Raw genomic sequence first — 18,259 nt, forward strand, 5'->3', positions numbered from 1 at the left:
ATTTCAAACTGTGAAACTCGATTACAAAACGGGAAGCTCGGATTGCAATTGACCATTAATATAAAATAATTTCCATTAATTTATAATTTAGAACAAAAATAAACCAATTGAGGTATAATTACTCCCACTATAGAAATAGACCTTTATAATAAACCGCCAAGTAGCAAAATTATGGGCTTAAGAAAAATAATTCTACAATTTATTGAAGAATTAGGAAGGAGATAAGAAAGACATTTCAAGTTTATAGGGAAAACCAGCCGAACGATAAATGAAGATGAGATTTCATTTAGTGAAATATGGACTATTTTTTATATTATTAATGGCATAATAAATGCACCAACTGTATCACCCATATTTGCTGCACTTTCAGTATGAAGATTAGAAAAAGGAAACGAATACAGTAGAATAAGCTTAATTACGAGGGATAAATTATGAGAAGTGTTAGAGATACATTTATATAAAAAAAGGTAAGCTGAAAAATATTAACAGAAAGAATTTTTCATTAATATATGGAGTTAACTATATAGAAAATGACGGTATCAAAAATGAATTTTTTTTGGAAAGTCTCGCATACACGGATATGTATGTAGCAGCTAGTATTACTGCTTTGGGTTGTTTAATATATAAATATACAAATAGACAAAAAATATTATTGAAGTATTTTAACAACCTTGAAGAAAGTGTGAGTCTCAATATTGATAGCGATATGTTTCTTACAGATATTTTTTTAGAGATTGATAATAAGCTGAAGATTAAGGAGGAAGCTGCAGCTAATACTGTAGCCGATATCTTATTTGATTTCTCTGATAAAGATACTATATTTAATGCTAGTGAAAATTGTAATATGATTCTGAAAGCAAAAACCGAAAAAAATATAGTTATGTTTTCAATTAAATATAGAGAATCAGTTTATGAGAGGAAGTTTGCATAACAGATCGGTAAGCATTGGATAAAAAGCTTGATAATTATTCGCCTAAAAACATAAAGTTGGAGGAGATTGCTCAGAAATACGTTCAAAAAATTGAAACGGTGCAAAAGGAAGGGAGTTATAACATAATTGGATGGTGCATAGGAGGAAGTATAGCATTTGAAATAGCGTTGCAGCTCGAAAAGAGAGGAAAAGAACTTAGCTTTTTCGGAATGATTAATAGCTTTGCACCGGATAGAGAATTTTGGGGTGAGGTTCCTGAATTCACTATTAGTACGGAAGAAGATGAGATTGGCAATCTGCCGGAATACTCAACTTTTAAAAAGAAATATAATAAGTTTGACAGCATTCAAGATATATGGACTAAACTTTTAAAATTATATGAAGAGATCGAATTGCCTGTAGAGAAACTTAAGAAATATGTTTATGATGATATGGATAGAGCAATTCCCAATTTTGATGCTGAAAACATAAAAGTCCAGGATATTGTATATTACATAAATGTATTACGTACTTTTGATAATGTTAGGGCCTTATATATGCCAACAAGAAAGCTAAAAACACAATGCTATTTTTTTATGGCCACAGAAGAAGCAGCAGCAAATGCTCTATTATGGAATAAATATTGTGAAGAAAAAATTGATTTGTATAATATAGAGGGAAATAATTTTTCCGTGTTACGTTATCCTGGAGTGCTGGACTTTTCAGCAATTCTGAATGAAATCTTAGAATTTAAAGGAGAATATAAATAAAGTGAAAAGTAAGCATGCAGATTTGTTATTGATACTAATTACCGCTATATGGGGATTGTCCTTTCCAATTATGAGAAATTCTCTGGCTTTTATCTCTGAAATTACATATTTGTTTTATAGATTTACACTGGCGAGTTTAGTTTTGTTAGTTATATTTCGTAGAAAATATAAGAAAATCAATAGGACAGTTCTATTGAAAGGTGTGATGTTGGGTATTTCTTTATCTGGTGCTTTAGGTTTTACTGTTGTCGCATTACAATTTACAACGGCCTCAAATGTCGCTTTTATTACAGGATTGAATATTGTTATCGTACCATTTGCTTCAAATATTATTTTGAGGAAAAAGATTGATCTAATTAAAAAGATAAGTATTATATTGGCATTATTCGGCTTGTTCTTTATCTCAGGTGGTGTGGAGTTAAGATTTAATCATGGGGATTTTTTTGCGCTTTTATGTGCATTGTGTATATCAGCTCAAATTATCTTAACAGATATTTTTGCTAGAGATGAAGACCCAATTACATTAGGTTGTTTGCAGGTTAATATGGCTGCAATAATTTATTTTATTATGTGTTTCATTGGCGGCGGAGATTTTTCCTTTAAAATAAATGCTACTGTAGTTGTAACTATTCTCATCACTGGCATTGCGGGCACCGCGCTAGCATTTGTAGGACAAACGTACATACAAAAATATACTACACCCTCTCATGTTGCAATTATTTTTATCCTGGAGCCTGTGTTTGGTGCGGTTTTTGCTTTATTAATACCCAAATTAGACGGTACAATAGAAATGATTTCGTCGATGAAAGCAATAGGATGTATCCTACTCATTGCTTCAATGTTGCTTACAGAAATTTGCAGTAGGAGAAATACTGCTACATGAAGAGAAAATTGACCGATTTAGTGGTTGTGTTAAGCTTTTTAATGTGGGTATTTACATTACACAAAATAAAGGGACTGTTGACAAAGTTCCCATACTAAAAACTAATGAATATTGTTACTATTTATACAAAACAAAAAAGCAAGGCGTATGTCTTGCTTCTTTGTTAGTAGATTAATATTATATGGATAATGCGCTGTATAGATGAAATCTCATAGGGGCGCATTTATTAAGTACTGGAAACGTGGGAAAACAACAGGATAAGAAGTTGACCTTATTAATGATATTATACAAATGTTTATTAGGTATGACACATTGTCTGTCATAAATTTAAAACTGCCGTGCGGGTCACTTGAAATGTTTCATTAATTAAAAAATGCCTCCATTTTCCATATCAGTCTTATTCACAAAATCCATATGGTATAGTTTTTCCCAATGATTAATGTTTAACGTTCCCTTAGTGAGACGGATTGCTAAAATGCAGCAGTTTTCATCCTTTTCATTATTTGCCATATCATACCATTCGGCAAAAGCTGTACGGAGTTTGGTTCTTATTCCGGTATTTTTTGGATCAAGCACCCAGCCGAGGTTTTCACCTACTCCATTAGCGGTGATCATCTCTAAACAACCTGCAACCGAAACCTCCGAATTTTTCGAGATTTGCTGCATTTTGTTTGATTTTCTATTTGTTACAACATAAAATGTGCCGTCTTCATAATAGGCGTCCACACTACGGACAACCGGACGGGGCATTCCGTTAGCGCCCGGCTCCCGCGCAATCGTTGCGAGGGAAATAATATTATCTTTGCCGTTTCCGAACTTTTCTTCGATTAATTTTAATCCTTCTTCGTAATTGCTCATTTACTTTTCCTCCAGCATTCATTATTTATTTTTCTCGTTTCTTAAAAGGAATCCACAATTCTACATAAGAGATGTCGGACGTGCTTTTATAGTACATCTCAGGGAAAAATCCATCGGCAATTAGATTGTGCTTTTTAAGCCAAAACCGAGTGTATTTCATCGCCTTACCCAAATTAATGATCATCTGTTCATGATTTTCCGATTCAAAGCCACAGACGATATATTCTCGTATGGGAAGTTGCCAATTTGTAACCCCGGGGTTTTTCTCGTCTTTTTTTACTTCTGCACCAACAAAATAACTGGAATAACCGTCTGGTGCATCGCCATGATAAGAAACACCAACCCATCGCCCCTCTGAGGTATGGGAGATATTCGGAAGAACCCTAAAAAACTGTCCCAAATCTCACCAACCGTGTCAACGCCGGTTCTTTCGCCAAACATTTTACCATATTTGAATGGATAATATCCTGTAACACCAAGAAAGTTCATCGGCTCTTCAAGAAATTTACGGTTCATTTCCAAAACCAATCCATCACTAATCAGCGGTACACCCTCATCGACCACAATATAACCAAGCAATAAATCGGGTTTGTCAAAATTCTGTAAGCCAATCGGTTTATCTCGGTACTGTGAAGGGGTAATCCCATAGGTTTCTTTAAAAGCTCTCGTAAAAGTTACGTGACTGCCAAAACCGTATTCCATTGCAATGTCGATAATGCGTTTTTCTTTATCACGCAGCATCGTGAGAGATTTTGCCAATCGGCGCAATTTAATATAATCCCGAACCGATGTTTTTACCAATCGTGTGAATAATCTCTGATAATAAAACAGTGACAGTACGGCAGTTTCTGCCAGTTCTTCGATGTGGATTTCTTCACCCAGATGTTCTTCGATGTGGTCCAGAGTTTTTTGTATGGCTTCCCATGCGTGCATATAGATTCCTCTCCTTAAAACAATATACCACAGACGAAAAACATATGCTTTACCGTGTCTGCTCTTTTTTATCTGATGTATGAAGCATAAAATAATGAGCACCTGTTCATTCCGAACTCTTTATAGAAGTTATAATTTATTGCAAATATTATATATCAGGATTTATGACTTTTTGAAATAAATAATTATTAGACGATATCTAATTAAAAAATATTTAATAACCTTTGTCAAAAGCTCGAATAAATTACACTCTCCTCTATCCAAAATGATTCATAGTTTCACCCCCTATCATATGAATATTAACTATTTTGCTTTTCATAATTATCAATTTACCTGAGTATATAACATAAAATACAAAATTACAAATATTAAAATACACTATATATAAATAGTTTTTCTTACTTTAAAATCCTTAATTTTTGTATCAGAATGAAATGTATGAGATTAAGTATGCATGAATGGAGAAAGAATTAGATAATATGGTCAAATGAAATTGTAACTTCAAGCATTTTTGTACCATATTTTTTGCACATTCCCTTCACTCCTGAGAAAAAATATGGAGGGCTGGAACATTTAACAGGAGTTTACAATGTATCCATAGATGGATTAAAGTATAGCTTTTCAGTGGATTCAAATGAAATAACAAAAGTAATGGAGGTTCTGCTGCCTCTTTGGATCATCTTTTCTGTGCTGCTGGTTTTTGTAACAGCAGTAACGTTCACTGCCATAGGTGGTGAGGATCTTGGGTATGTTATAAGTGAATTCAATAAGGAACCATTAATATCTGCCCTTCTTGGCCCGGCCATATCGCCCTCTGGCCTTAGCCTGGAGACTGCGCCAGAAAAACTTTATTGGCTGGCTGGTGGGAATCGTGCTGTATATTGCTGCGTTTGCAGCCATTTCACCTGGCTTATCAAGTGATGGCGGAATGAGTAATTGGCTGTCAAGTCTGGGGGCACAAGCTGGTCACAGGAGGCGGGCCTGGTATATAATTTATCAGTGCATGCTTAAAAACCTTTCAATCAATTTGTATAGACAAAAATATTCCAGAATGGTATTGAATAGTCAAGTACATGTTTGCTATAATAGGAGTAGCAGAATGATAAGTGAGTGTGATTTCCTTGAATAAATATTATGATATATATTTGGATTTGGTAAAGGATATAAAAGAAAAGAAATATTTGCCAGGAGATTTTTTGCCTGTTGAGATGAAGTTAGTTGAAAAATATCATGTTTCAAGAGAGACAGTGAGAAAAGCGCAGGCGCTTTTAATGGAGAATGGCCTTATTCAAAAAAAACAAGGCCGTGGGGCGATTGTTCTGGATATTAATAAGCTCAAATTTGCCGGTTCCGGCTTGGTCAGCTTTAATGAAATGCAAAAACAGCAGCATTTAAAAAGTGAAACAACTATCTTAAAAAATAAAAGGGAAAGAATTTCAGGAGAATTAGCGAAAAAACTTAATTTAAATAAAAAGACTGAGGTGCTTTCTCTTGAAAGATTGCGAAAGATAAATGGAGAAGCTGTTATTTTAGATAAGGATTACTTAATAGCTGAAATCATTCCGGAGATTCCTTTATCTGCTGCGCAGCTCTCCATTTACGATTATATTGAAAATGATCTGGGGCTGAATATTGGATATGCTAACAAAGAAATTACCGTTGAACCTGTAACAGAAGAAGACAGAATATTGCTTGATATTCATAATGATACTCATGTGGCGGTTGTCAGAAGTGAAGTTTATTTAGAAGATACAAGGTTTTTCCAATACCATGAATCAAGGCAGCGTGTGGATACATTCCGGTTTGTGGACTTTGCAAGAAGAAAAAATATAGTAGATTTTTAAATGAAATGAGGCTGTGAAAAAAATAATTTTTTTTTCACAGCCTCATTTCATTTGTTGTGCATAATATTATTCATCTTGTAATTGCTTTTCAAAAATTTTCATTTTAGAAAATATAATGGTAAGAACAATTGTAATCGTAATAGAAGTTCCCATTGCAAGGAAATATACGCCCCAATATTCGGTAAAGATAGAAAGGAAGGCAGGTAATCCGGAAATTCCGATTGATCCGGCTTTTACTCCGGCAAATGAAACAATTCCTCCTGCAACTCCGGCACCAATCATTGATGCAATGAATGGGAAACGGTAACGTAAGTTCACACCAAAAATAGCAGGTTCTGTAATTCCAAGCCATGCTGAAATAGCGGCCGATATTGCAACGCCTTTCATCTTTTTGTTTTTACAGATAAAGAATATTGCCAAAGCTGCAGCACCCTGTCCAAGGCTGGCCATTACCTGGATCGGCCAAAGTGTTGCATAACCGAGGGCCCCGATCATTTGTAAATTAACTCCTAAGAACAGATGATGCATTCCGGTAACAACAAGCGGAGACACAAGCGCACCAAATATTACTCCCGCTATTACAGGAGAAATATCAAATAAACCAACAACTCCGTTTGTAATTAAATTTGCAAACCACATGGTAACAGGTCCGATAATTGTAAAGGTAAAGAATCCGGTGATTAACAGTGTCAAAGGAGCAACAAAAATCAGCTGAACCATATCCGGAATTTTCTTTGATAAAAACTGCTCGGTTTTCGCTAAAAGGTAAGAGGAGAATAAGATGGGAATTACTTGTCCCTGATATCCGATTTTCGCAATATTCAGTCCCAGAATATTCCAATATTGAACGTCCTCAGGTGTTCTTGCATATTGTGCACCTGGCATTAATGCAGGGTTTATTAAGATAAGCCCAAGAACAATGCCTAAAACAGGATTTCCGCCAAACTTTTTAACAGCTGACCAGCCAACTAATGCAGGTAGAAATGAAAATGATGTGCTGGCAATAATATTTATCATATTGGAAATGCCGGCCCAGCCAGGATGGACTTCTAAAACCGGCTTTTCATAAAAAATCCCCGGATTGGCAAGAAGGTTGTTTAATCCCATCAATATACCGGCGGCAACAATGGCCGGTAAGATCGGGATGAAAATATCTGCCAGGACCTTTACACCTTTTTGAACAGGGTGTAATTTTTCATTACTCGCCTGTTTTATCTCTTCCTTACTGGCTTCCTTTAACCCTGTTTCCTTGATAAGCGCAGCATACGCTTTGTTTACCAACCCCGGGCCAACAATGACCTGAAATTGTCCATTGGCAGAAAAGCTGCCTTTTACAATTTCTATTTTTTCCAATTCTTTTGTGTCAACCGTTTTCTCATCTTTTAAAATAAACCTTAACCGGGTGACACAGTGGGTTGCGGATGTTATGTTGGAAAGTCCGCCCACCGCATTAATAATTTGTTTGACTTGCTCATTTAAGTCCATAGAAACTACCTCCTCCTTATTCACATGCCTTTTGAAATTTGACTAGACAAATTATAAATATAATTTAACATGGCTGAATCATGTATGTCAAGAAATACTTTCAAAAAACATTGGTATATCTGGATTTCATTTGATTGTTTTTTACTTTTTATAAAAGTATTGCTTTTTTGATCAATAATGAATATAATCATAATTATAGATTTGTCTAGTCAAATTTCGGACGTATGTGTTTGGAAACAAATTGTTTTAATTTCAGTTAAGAAAAAAGGTTAAAAAAGGAGATTGCAATGAAACCAAATATTCTATTTATGATTTCTCATGATAGCGGAAGGAAATTCAGCAATTACGGATACAAAGTTGATACTCCTGCGATTCAAAAAATGTCGGAGGAGGGAATTCAGTTGAATCAGTATTTCTGCCCGGCGCCTCAGTGCAGTCCCAGCAGAGCCAGTATCTTAACGGGCCTGTATCCTCACAATAATGGAATGCTGGGACTGGCGCACTTAGGTTTCTGTATTGACGGAAGTCATACAACCTTACCTAAAGAGATGCAGAAAAACGGATATGAAACAACATTGATTGGATTAAGCCATGAAACAATCAATGTGGCTCCACCTATTGAAGAACGGGTATTTTCTTCAACTTATGATTTAGGGTATGACAACTTTATTCCTGTTCCAGGTGACAGAGCTCCGAAGGTTGCAGATGAAGTGATCGGGTTCTTGGAAAAGCATAAGGACAATCAGGAACAGCCATTTTACTTAAACGTGGGCTTTTTTGAAACTCACAGGAGCTTTGATGAGTATGCACCATATGCAGACAAACAGGAAGAAGTAAAGGTGTTTGACTTTTTACCGGATACGCCTAATGTAAGAAAAGATATTACGCTGTTTAACGCTTCTGCCAAAGTGCTGGATGCTGCCATTGGAAAAATAAATCATACATTGTCAGAAACAGGATTAGACAAAAATACAATTGTTATTCTTACAACAGATCATGGAGTGGATTTTCCGGGAGCAAAAGGAACTTTAAAGGAAGCCGGCCTGGAAACAGGGTTAATCATTGTTCTGCCTGACGGGGAACAAAAAAATACTCAAAAAGAAGCGCTGCTGTGTAACGTTGATTTGCTGCCAACGATTTTAGATTTAATTGGAGCCGAGATTCCTGATCATCTGGATGGAAAAAGCTTTGCCCATTTGCTGAAATCAAATGAGGATGACGGAAGAGAATCATTTTTTGTAGAGCTGACCTGGCATGACAGATATCACCCAATGAGAGGAATCAGAACCAGGGAATATAGTTATGTAAAAAACTTTGCAGACGGTCCGAAAGTGTACTTGCCCATAGATTCCCATTTAAGTTTATCTGGTGTTGATATCAGAGATCAATATTATGTTCCAAATGATGAGGAAGAATTATATGATTTACAAAAAGATCCTTTAGAGGAAAATAATGTGATCAATCATCCGGATTATCAGCATATTGCTACTGAACTTAGAGAGAAGGTAAGGGATTGGATGGTTCAGACAAAGGACCCTCTTTTAAAAGGGCCTATTGCAGGTACAGGATCAAAAAGATGGGAGAAAGAAATAGAAGAGGGACGGGCATACCCTGGAAGAAAGAAGTATTATGAGCTGCATCCGGAAGAGGAAGGAGTTCAATTATGAAAGATTTCAAAAAAAGCGTTGTGTATCAAATCTATCCAAAGTCATTTAAGGATTCAAATGGGGATGGACTTGGAGATTTAAAAGGTGTAACAGAAAAATTAGATTATTTACAGGAATTGGGTGTTGATTATATTTGGCTTACCCCATTTTACGTATCACCGCAAAATGACAATGGCTATGATGTTGCGGATTATGAGAATATTGATCCTGCTTTCGGGACAATGAAAGATTTTGAGGAAATGGTAGCTGCTGCCAGGGAAAGAAATATAGATATTATGCTTGATATGGTATTTAATCATACATCTTCTGAACATGCATGGTTTAAAAAAGCAATTGCAGGAGAGAAAAAATACCGGGACTACTATATTTTAAAAAAAGGAAAAGGCGGTAAGGTACCAACCAACTGGGTATCCAAGTTCGGCGGTTCTGTTTGGGAGCCTGTTGAAGGAACCGATGAGTTTTACCTCCATTTGTTTGACAAGACACAACCGGACTTAAACTGGGAGAATAAAGAAGTAAGAAAAGAGATCTTTGATGTTGTAAACTTCTGGATTGGAAAAGGAATTAAGGGATTCCGCCTGGATGTTATTAACCTTATTTCCAAGCCTGCTGATTGGATGGACGATCATATGGGAGACGGAAGACGTTTTTACACAGACGGCCCAAGGATTCATGAACACTTAAAGGAATTGAACAAAGAAACTTTTGGAAAATATGATGATATTATCACAGTAGGGGAAATGTCATCTACAACCATAGATCAATGTATTCGTTATACCAATTCAAAGGAAAAAGAATTATCAATGGTGTTTAACTTCCATCATTTAAAAATTGACTATAAAGATGGAGAAAAATGGTCATTAATGGATTTTGACTTTGGGGAACTTAAAAATATTCTTGATTCATGGCAAAAGGGAATGGCAGAAGAAAATGGCTGGAATGCAGTATTCTGGTGCAATCATGACCAGCCCCGCATTGTATCCCGTATTGGGAATGATAAGGAATACCATAAGCAATCAGCCAAAATGCTTGCCACAGCCATTCATATGCTCAGAGGAACTCCGTATATTTATCAAGGCGAGGAAATTGGAATGAAAAATCCTTACTTTGATTCCATTGAACAGTATAAAGATGTGGAAAGCTTAAATTATTATGAGATTTTACAGGCGCAAGGAGTACCAAAAAAAGAAGTGTTAAACATATTAAGCGTAAAGTCCAGAGATAACTCCCGTACACCAATGCAATGGAATGATAAAGAAAATGGTGGTTTTACAACAGGAATCCCATGGTTGTCCGTTGGGAAAAGCTATGAGTCAGTCAATGCTGAAGCTGCTCTGCGTGATAAGGATTCCGTGTTTTACCACTATAAGAAGCTCATTGAGCTTCGCAAACAGTATGACATTATTGCATATGGAACGTATGAAACTTTATCAAAGGAACATCCGCAGGTCTATGCATACATGAGAAGCTTTGAGGAGCAGAAATTAATCATTGTCAATAACTTCTATGGAGAAAACACCAAATTCCCATTACCGCAGGAAATAATTATTGATGAATATGAATCTAAAGTTTTATTATCCAACTATAAGGATTCTTCTGAAATTACCCGTATTATTTCCTTGCGTCCTTATGAATCAATCTGCTGGCTGCTTGAGAAATAAAATAATTTGGGGCATGCTGCTGCCTGATAATCAGGACAAACACTGGTGCAGTAGAAATTTGGCTTCCGCCTCACCTCTTTGGAAATCGTGCTTGAGTCTTTCCCAGTTTTCCTGGCAATTGCCGCAACTTACTTCTGTACCTATGGAATTTAGTCTTTCAAACTGGAATTTAGTTTTTCATTTTAGTGAATTAGATAATATATGATTGATATATGAACATACGTATGGAAAGTTAAACGTAAGTAAAGATATAGGAAAGATAACTGTAATCTCACGTTTAATCTCCGTTTACATTCGACCTGTATAATTAATAAAAAAGTAGAATGGAGGAAACCATTATGACAAACCCGATTATTGATGCAATCAAAAACAGACGCAGCACGCGCCAGTTCACCGACGAACAAATCCTGGACGAACAAATGGACACACTTCTCGAATCCGCAATATGGGCACCCAGCGGCAGCAACAGTCAAAGCTGGCTGTTCACAGCGATACAAAGTAAAGAAGTGCTGATGAAGCTCAATGACTATGTGCGGGAGGGACTTCAAACCTGGACTCCTAAAGACGACTACATTTCCAAAATGCCCGCAATCCGGCAGCATGCGCAAAAGGAAGATTACAATTTCTATTACCACGCACCAACGCTTATCATTGCATCCAACCGCCCGAACTATGACAACGCTATGGCGGACTGTGCGCTGGCTCTTGAGAACATGTTCCTGGCGGCTGAATCAATGGAACTAGGAAGCTGCTACATCAACCAGCTCCGCTGGCTTAACGACTACGTGCCGTTACGTGATTATCTCGCAGAACTGGGAGTTCCTCGAGAACATGTTATCTGTTCCGCCGCCGCTGTCGGCCGCAAAGCAAAGTCATCAAACGCTCCGGAACGTAAACAGGGAACGGTGAAAATAATCAGATAAGTTTTTAAATTCCACCGAGGTGAAAGTATGACCAAAATTATGATCGCCGATGACGACGAATATATCCGCGAGCTTGTCGGTACTTTACTTAAAAACGATGGTTTCACCGTCTGTGAAGCCGTCAACGGAGAAGACGCTCTCTGCAAGATTGAGAGCGAAAAGCCCATGCTGTGCATTATTGACATTATGATGCCGAAAATGGACGGCTTTGAACTGTGCAGACAAATCCGCAGGAGTTACGGAGAAATGCCTCTTTTAATGTTGACGGCGAAAGCCGAAATCAGCCAAAAGGTGAAAGGCTTTTCGCTGGGCACGGACGATTATCTCACGAAGCCGTTCGAACCGCAGGAGCTTATTGCAAGGGTAAACGCCCTGCTTCGGCGTTACAAGGTTATGACCGCCCAAAGCGTTCAGATCGGGAATATCATCATTGACCAGGAATCTCATACTGTGGAGATTGGCGGTGAGAAGTCTGACATTCCGCTGAAAGAATTTGAACTGCTGTTTGTGCTTGCGGGAAGACCCGGCAGAACGTTTCTTCGTGATAAATTAATTGAGGATATCTGGGGCTACGACTTTGACGGCAACGAAAGGACGCTTGACGTTCACATAAACCGTCTGCGCGAGCGTTTCCCCGCAGAAACTTCGGGGTTTAAGATTACCACAATACGCGGTTTGGGTTATCGTTTGGAGGCGGTGAAATGAATAAACGTGAAAAACATCGCTTGATTCCGTTTTACTTGTTAATTTTTTTCGCAGTGTTTGCGTTGTGCTTTGCGGCTGGCTTCGGACTTTCAAGCCTTGTTTTCCGGCTTATGGGCAAGCCGCAGGAGATGATTGCAAGCGTTGTGACCGGGCTTTTCGGGCTGGCGGTTTTTATTGCTGTATTATCGCTGCTTCGCCTGTCAACAGATATTTACGGTAAGAAACATCCAGAATGGAAAAAACGGTTTGAGCACGGCGTAGTTATTAAAGATACGCTTGACGCTATGAACCGTATTTCCCACGGAGATTTCAACGTATTTATTTCAGTGGAAGACCACGACCCAATGAGCGAAATTGCCGCAAGCGTAAATAAAATGGCAAAGGAGTTGTCATCGATGGAGCAGGTGCGGCAGGATTTCATATCGAATGTATCCCATGAAATCCAGTCGCCGCTCACATCGATCAGTGGGTTTGCAGCACTCCTTCGTAACGGCGGTTTGCCGGATGATATGCGTCTGCACTACATCAATATTATAGAAACCGAGAGCAAACGGCTTTCCAAACTATCCGAAAATTTGCTGAAACTATCTACATTGGAAGCGGAAACTATAGATTATCACGAGTATCGCCTGGACAAGCAGATAGAAAACGCCATTTTATTGTTAGAACCACAGTGGGCGATGAAAAATATAAATTTAGAGGCAGATTTACCAGGAATCGTAGTGGGCGGAGATGAAGAATTGCTCGGCCAGGTGTGGATCAATCTCATTCACAACGCGATAAAATTTACGCCAATGGACGGAGAAATAAAAGTCACCCTTTCGTCGGACTCCGATACGGTGTTTGCTGCCGTTTCGGATAATGGCGCAGGCATTGCCGCCGAAGACCGAATTCACATCTTCGAGCGTTTTTACAAAGTTGATAAAGCCCGCGACCGCAGTTTGGGCGGCAACGGGCTGGGGCTTTCAATTGTGAAAAAAATCGCAGAGCTTCACGGCGGCAGCGTTTCTGTCGAAAGTGAAATCGGCAAAGGCACCGTATTTACCGTCCTGCTTCCGCTTCCTAAAAAATAATTTTCAAGTTTACACTGCGTTTAAATAGCATTTAACCTCCGTTTAATTTGCGGCTGTATACTATGGCTGTAAATCAAAAACGGAGGTAATTTTATGAACAAAGTAATTGAAGTCAACGAACTGTGCAAGAAATATAACAGGGCGAAAACACCATCTGTCGACCACGTTAGTTTTTCGGTGGAGCAAGGGGAATTCTTCGCCTTTTTAGGACCAAACGGTGCGGGCAAGACCACTACGATCTCAATCCTGACAACCACATTGTCAAAAACCAGCGGGGAAGTCAAAATCGCTGGATTTGACCTTGATAAGCAGGGGCGTCAAGTCCGCGAACACATCGGGATTATCTTTCAGCAGCCGAGCCTTGACCCACAGCTCACCGCCGAGCAAAACATCCGTTTTCATGCCTGTATGTATGGGATGTGCACCTACCGCCCAACGTTCAAGCTGATGCCAAAGGCCTACCGCGACCGGGTTTTGGAACTGGCCGAGATTGTAGGAATTCAGGACTCGCTGTTCAAGCCGATAAAGAAGCTGTCGGGCGGTATGCAGAGAAAGCTGGAAATTATCCGCAGTCTTATTCACACGCCGCAGGTCCTCTTCTTAGACGAGCCGACACAGGGGTTAGATGCGGTGAGCCGCCACAGCCTCTGGGAGTACATTGACAATGTGCGGCGTGAGAATGGCACAACGGTTTTCCTCACCACGCATTACATTGACGAAGCCGAGAAAACTGACAAGGTGTGCATTATCAATCATGGAAGGATCGCTGTCTGCTGTTCGCCTCAGACGTTGAAACAGACCATCGATTTTGACCCCACGCCGAAAGTGTGTCTGCCAACGCTTGAAGATGCCTACGTTAAATTTTTAAGCTTAGAAGGAGGGATTGCATAATGTCAGAATTCGTTTTAGTCCGTAATAAATCGCGGGTTTATCGGGAACTCAGTTCGGTCGTCGCCATCATTGCACGGGAGATCACTCTTCTTGTCAAGTCACCGAGTACGATCATTATGAGCCTTGCAATGCCGCTTGTTATGATGTGGATGATAGGCGGCAACCTTATGCAAAACATGGCGGGCGGCATGGACTTCTCGTTCGGCGGTTTTATGCTCGTCGGAATGCTCGTCAATATGCTGTTTATGACGACGACAATGGGAATGGCTACACTTGTAGATGACCATGATATCGATTTCAATCAGGAGATGCTCGTATCGCCTGTGTCACGCTATTCAATTGTTGTGGGGAAAATACTCGGCTCATCAGTCGGTGCGGTCGTGAGTATGATAGGGACGCTGGTTGTCGGCCTGTTTATGGGAATCACACTCCCTGTCGGACAGTTGCTTGCGATACTCGCACTGTCACCGCTTATCTGCCTGTCTGCTGGTGCGCTGTCTATGCTCATTATAGGGCTTATCAAGAATAAAAAGGCGGTAAATATTGCAGCACCGCTGATCACAATGCCACAGATGTTCCTGTCCGGTGCGATTATTCCGGTAAACAATTCCACAGGGGCACTTGGCTTTATCTCTCATTGTATGCCGATGACGTACTGCCTCGACCTTGTCCGCGCTGTGGTCTATGCCGGAACGCCGGAGTATGACAGCATCGTGATGTTCAATCCGCTCGTGAACTGCCTTGCGATTGCTGGATTGACGCTGGTGTGTTTGATCGTGGGAACGATGTTCTTTGCGAGGAGCGAGAAGAACAGATAAACGCAAGGGAATTTGAAGTTAAAGACGCTATGGCCATCGCGGGTACGCGGAGTGGGCCGGGCGTCTTTTTTAATTGTATCCAATATAATAAAGCATTTGCATGGACACGTTATCCCCTTAGAGGGTAATACGTAATTTTAGCTGTGAGCTGTCCATCACCGGCAGGCATATATTGTTATAGAAAAAAACTAATTTTGCTAAAATCGAATACGTATTGACATGGAATTTTGTTAAAACTATAATGGTACTATCAATATAGGTGGAAATTTATGGAAATTAGTAATTTTGCCGATATTTAAAATAGCAAGATATGTTGAAATGATTTTAGGAAATACGTATTGTCCCGGTGTGTATATGTTAAGAAGTGGCTATGTATCTTGATAGATATAATGTCCGGCAGGCAGGAAAGTTTAAGTTTTTTACAGGGGAAAATGAATGTGATAGAGATAGCTGTTTGTGATGATGAGCTTTACTTGCTGAGAAGGTTGGAAGCATGCTTATTAAAACTTGGGAAGAAAGCCGGAATTCAAGTAGAAGTGGAATGTTATGAAGATGGGAGTGATCTGGTTAACGCGGTAACTGAAGGAAAACGGTTTGATATCATCTATTTAGATGTACGAATGAAATATATGAATGGTCTGGAAGCGGCATATAAAATACGTGAAATAGACCGTTTGGTACAGATGGTGTATGTGACATCACATGATGGCTACATGAAAGAAACCTTCCGGGTATCTCCGATTGGTTTTCTTACAAAACCTATAAAGGAGAAGGAATTTGAAGAAACTTTTTATTATGTTTTAGGGATTGTGGAAGAGCAGGATTCATATTACCGATTCCGATATATGAAGTCGGATTATAAAGTGGCAATACGTGATATTTTGTATTTTGAAAGCAAGCTTCGAGTGGCGGAAATTGTTTTGCATGAAGGCTTCTTAAAGGAATATAAAGCATTGAATGAGATAGAAAAAAATATGGATCAAAGTAAGGGGAAATTCTTACGGATACATAAGTCTTATCTGGTAAATTACCAGCATGTTATCCGTATGGGGTATGAAGAGGTGGAAATGCCGAAAGGAATCATTTTACCGTTAAGCAGAGCATATAAAAAGACGGTGGATGAAAAATTGAGGCAGTTTAAAAAGAGGTAAAAAATGAATGCAGTTAAAATAATTTTTACAAGCATTAGCATGTCGTTGTATTCTACGCTTTTACTGAAAGTGTATCTGGATATTTTTCTTGTAAAGAAAAGCCGATATGTGGGTTTGGTCGGCTGGGCTCTTTTTTTTCTATGGCAGTTTTGCATTAATACGGAAGTGATGTATTTCCATCCCGTAATAAACCTGATACTGACATTGATGACAATTTTGTCAGTTGGTGTTACTTCTTATGAGGGGATATTGTGGAAGCGGTTTACGTTTCCTATTACATTTGTTATGATGTGGATGCTTTTGGAGGGAATTGGGGATGCTGGCTATGTGTATTTGAATAATGGACAAAACCCATCATTTATGATCAACTCTATTTTTGCAAAGTTTTTGCTGTTCTTAATAGTGATGGGAATCCGCTGGTTCGTGAACCGCCATGGAGGTGGAAGGATTCCCTATGGCGGAGGTGCCTATTTAACCATATTTTTGTTATCCGGACTGATTCTGTATCCCGTATTTTACATGCTGGTAGAAACGTCGGATAGAAAAGGAACGGATTCCTTTGGCTGGCTGCTGATGGCAGCATTAATATTAACTTTTATGAATCTATCCATGTATCCCATTTATTTAAGATTTGTGGAAACGATTCAGGTGAAGAGAAATGCCCATATGTATGTAAAGCAACTGGAATACTATGGAAGGCAGCATGATTTGGAGGAAGCAGCATCGGCAGAAATACAGGAAATGAAGCACGATATGAAACAGCGTTTAATCTATTTGCAAGAGCTTGTGAAATCTGACCAAAAAGATAAGTTATTAACAACTTTAGAAAATTTGATAGGCCAATCAGCAAATATAGGGCGATTGGAGTCAAAAACAGGAAATTTAATAATAGATGCGATGGTGAACCATGTGTGGGAAAAGACCTGTAAAAAAGAGATTCTTTTACATACAAAGCTGGAAATACCTGGGGTTATGAAGATAAAAGATGAAGATCTGGGGATATTGCTGGGAAATGCCTTCGATAATGCGGTAGAGGCCTCTGAATATGTGGAAAAGGGTAAGCGAGAAATCTGGATAGAGATAACGCATGAAAAAGGATATTTGTATATTTTTGTTAGAAACCGCTATCAGGGAAAAATAGAGCATAATAAGGGACACAGACTGGTAAGCCGGAAAGAAGAGGCTTTTCATGGATGGGGAATTTATTCGATGAAGAAGATTGCAGAAAGATACCATGGGCAAGTGGAACTGAATTGGGAGGGAGATATATTTTCACTGGAAACCATATTATATGACGATATATAGCTAAATTTAATAAAAAGAACGATTTTATGAAAGACGAAATGACATTGGAGCAAGAGCCGGATGTCATTTTGTCTTTTTTATTGGGTAAATGTGGATACTGAAATAGTCTTACTTTCATCGTTATTCTAAAAAATAAAACTCAAAATGACATATAAACCGTTAATAATTACATGGTGGGAAAAATACGCAAAAAATGTAGTATATTGTAAAAAAAGCATAGGGAGGCGATATTATGGGATTTATGAAAAATTTTAAAAAGAATCATTCGGTGTTTGATTTTTTGATTTTGTCGGTAATTCGTTATAGCGCAAATGCTCGCTGCTGCTGGATATCTCATCAGCCAAAGATGACAGAAGATGTTAGAAAGTTTAAGAGGTTTTAA

Annotated in this window: 18 protein-coding genes; 14 read left to right on the forward strand and 4 right to left on the reverse strand. The window is 38.6% G+C overall.

The features are described from left to right. Window positions 1-580: 580 nt before the first annotated feature. The 3 genes from RT269_RS23490 to RT269_RS23500 are packed head-to-tail and all read left to right on the forward strand — an operon-like array spanning window position 581 to window position 2,563. Entirely contained in the window at window positions 581-931 is a 351-nt protein-coding gene (locus RT269_RS23490; RefSeq protein ID WP_313186259.1) for a hypothetical protein, read from the forward strand. A gap of 14 nt (window positions 932-945) precedes the next feature. Continuing rightward, complete coding sequence (locus RT269_RS23495; RefSeq protein ID WP_313186261.1) at window positions 946-1,680, forward strand: thioesterase domain-containing protein; 735 nt, start codon at window positions 946-948, stop codon at window positions 1,678-1,680. Between the two features lies 1 nt (window position 1,681). Then, on the forward strand, window positions 1,682-2,563 hold the full coding sequence (locus RT269_RS23500) for a DMT family transporter (RefSeq protein WP_313186263.1): 882 nt from the start codon (window positions 1,682-1,684) through the stop codon (window positions 2,561-2,563). Between the two features lie 366 nt (window positions 2,564-2,929). Here the strand turns inward: RT269_RS23500 and RT269_RS23505 are convergent, their stop codons facing one another. Genes RT269_RS23505 through RT269_RS23510 form a run of 3 tightly spaced genes read right to left on the reverse strand, consistent with a single transcriptional unit; the run spans window position 2,930 to window position 4,354 of the window. After that, entirely contained in the window at window positions 2,930-3,421 is a 492-nt protein-coding gene (locus RT269_RS23505) for a pyridoxamine 5'-phosphate oxidase family protein (RefSeq protein ID WP_313186265.1), read from the reverse strand. A gap of 25 nt (window positions 3,422-3,446) precedes the next feature. Next, entirely contained in the window at window positions 3,447-3,791 is a 345-nt protein-coding gene (locus tag RT269_RS30460; RefSeq protein ID WP_442913835.1) for a GyrI-like domain-containing protein, read from the reverse strand. Further along, entirely contained in the window at window positions 3,698-4,354 is a 657-nt protein-coding gene (locus RT269_RS23510) for a helix-turn-helix transcriptional regulator (protein ID WP_313186266.1), read from the reverse strand. The genes RT269_RS30460 and RT269_RS23510 overlap by 94 nt, the downstream gene beginning before the upstream one ends. A gap of 1,106 nt (window positions 4,355-5,460) precedes the next feature. On the opposite strand from RT269_RS23510, the gene treR reads away from it, so the two are divergent. Further along, window positions 5,461-6,198: a trehalose operon repressor gene (gene treR, locus RT269_RS23515; protein WP_313186268.1), complete on the forward strand. Its 738-nt coding sequence runs from the start codon at window positions 5,461-5,463 to the stop codon at window positions 6,196-6,198. Window positions 6,199-6,264: 66 nt separating this feature from the next. Here the strand turns inward: treR and treB are convergent, their stop codons facing one another. Further along, window positions 6,265-7,683, reverse strand: a complete 1,419-nt coding sequence (treB, locus tag RT269_RS23520) for a PTS trehalose transporter subunit IIBC (RefSeq protein WP_313186270.1) — start codon at window positions 7,681-7,683, stop codon at window positions 6,265-6,267. 287 nt (window positions 7,684-7,970) lie between these two features. Here treB and RT269_RS23525 point away from each other — a divergent pair, with 287 nt between their 5' ends. From RT269_RS23525 to RT269_RS23570, 10 genes are all read left to right on the forward strand, one after another. Then, the gene (locus RT269_RS23525; RefSeq protein WP_313186271.1) at window positions 7,971-9,350 is read left to right on the forward strand and encodes a sulfatase family protein; all 1,380 of its coding nucleotides are present in this window, start codon (window positions 7,971-7,973) and stop codon (window positions 9,348-9,350) included. Then, window positions 9,347-11,011 (forward strand): alpha,alpha-phosphotrehalase, encoded by a 1,665-nt coding sequence (gene treC, locus RT269_RS23530; protein WP_313186273.1) that lies wholly within the window; start codon window positions 9,347-9,349, stop codon window positions 11,009-11,011. Before RT269_RS23525 ends, treC begins: the two co-directional genes overlap by 4 nt. 338 nt (window positions 11,012-11,349) lie before the next feature. Beyond that, window positions 11,350-11,934, forward strand: a complete 585-nt coding sequence (locus tag RT269_RS23535) for a nitroreductase family protein (RefSeq protein WP_313186275.1) — start codon at window positions 11,350-11,352, stop codon at window positions 11,932-11,934. Between the two features lie 27 nt (window positions 11,935-11,961). Then, window positions 11,962-12,639, forward strand: coding sequence for a response regulator transcription factor (locus tag RT269_RS23540; RefSeq protein WP_313186276.1), 678 nt, complete (start codon window positions 11,962-11,964; stop codon window positions 12,637-12,639). Continuing rightward, complete coding sequence (locus RT269_RS23545) at window positions 12,636-13,712, forward strand: sensor histidine kinase (RefSeq protein ID WP_313186278.1); 1,077 nt, start codon at window positions 12,636-12,638, stop codon at window positions 13,710-13,712. Before RT269_RS23540 ends, RT269_RS23545 begins: the two co-directional genes overlap by 4 nt. Window positions 13,713-13,805: 93 nt before the next feature. Continuing rightward, window positions 13,806-14,603, forward strand: a complete 798-nt coding sequence (locus RT269_RS23550) for an ABC transporter ATP-binding protein (RefSeq protein WP_313186279.1) — start codon at window positions 13,806-13,808, stop codon at window positions 14,601-14,603. Continuing rightward, the gene (locus tag RT269_RS23555; protein ID WP_313186281.1) at window positions 14,603-15,421 is read left to right on the forward strand and encodes an ABC transporter permease; all 819 of its coding nucleotides are present in this window, start codon (window positions 14,603-14,605) and stop codon (window positions 15,419-15,421) included. Before RT269_RS23550 ends, RT269_RS23555 begins: the two co-directional genes overlap by 1 nt. 437 nt (window positions 15,422-15,858) lie before the next feature. Beyond that, window positions 15,859-16,572, forward strand: a complete 714-nt coding sequence (locus RT269_RS23560) for a LytR/AlgR family response regulator transcription factor (protein WP_313186283.1) — start codon at window positions 15,859-15,861, stop codon at window positions 16,570-16,572. A gap of 3 nt (window positions 16,573-16,575) precedes the next feature. Beyond that, window positions 16,576-17,877 (forward strand): sensor histidine kinase, encoded by a 1,302-nt coding sequence (locus tag RT269_RS23565; RefSeq protein WP_313186285.1) that lies wholly within the window; start codon window positions 16,576-16,578, stop codon window positions 17,875-17,877. 232 nt (window positions 17,878-18,109) lie between these two features. After that, window positions 18,110-18,259 (forward strand): cyclic lactone autoinducer peptide, encoded by a 150-nt coding sequence (locus RT269_RS23570; RefSeq protein WP_313186287.1) that lies wholly within the window; start codon window positions 18,110-18,112, stop codon window positions 18,257-18,259.

This window comes from Lacrimispora sp., assembly GCF_032078915.1.
In the GTDB taxonomy this organism is placed as follows: Bacteria; Bacillota; Clostridia; order Lachnospirales; family Lachnospiraceae; genus Lacrimispora.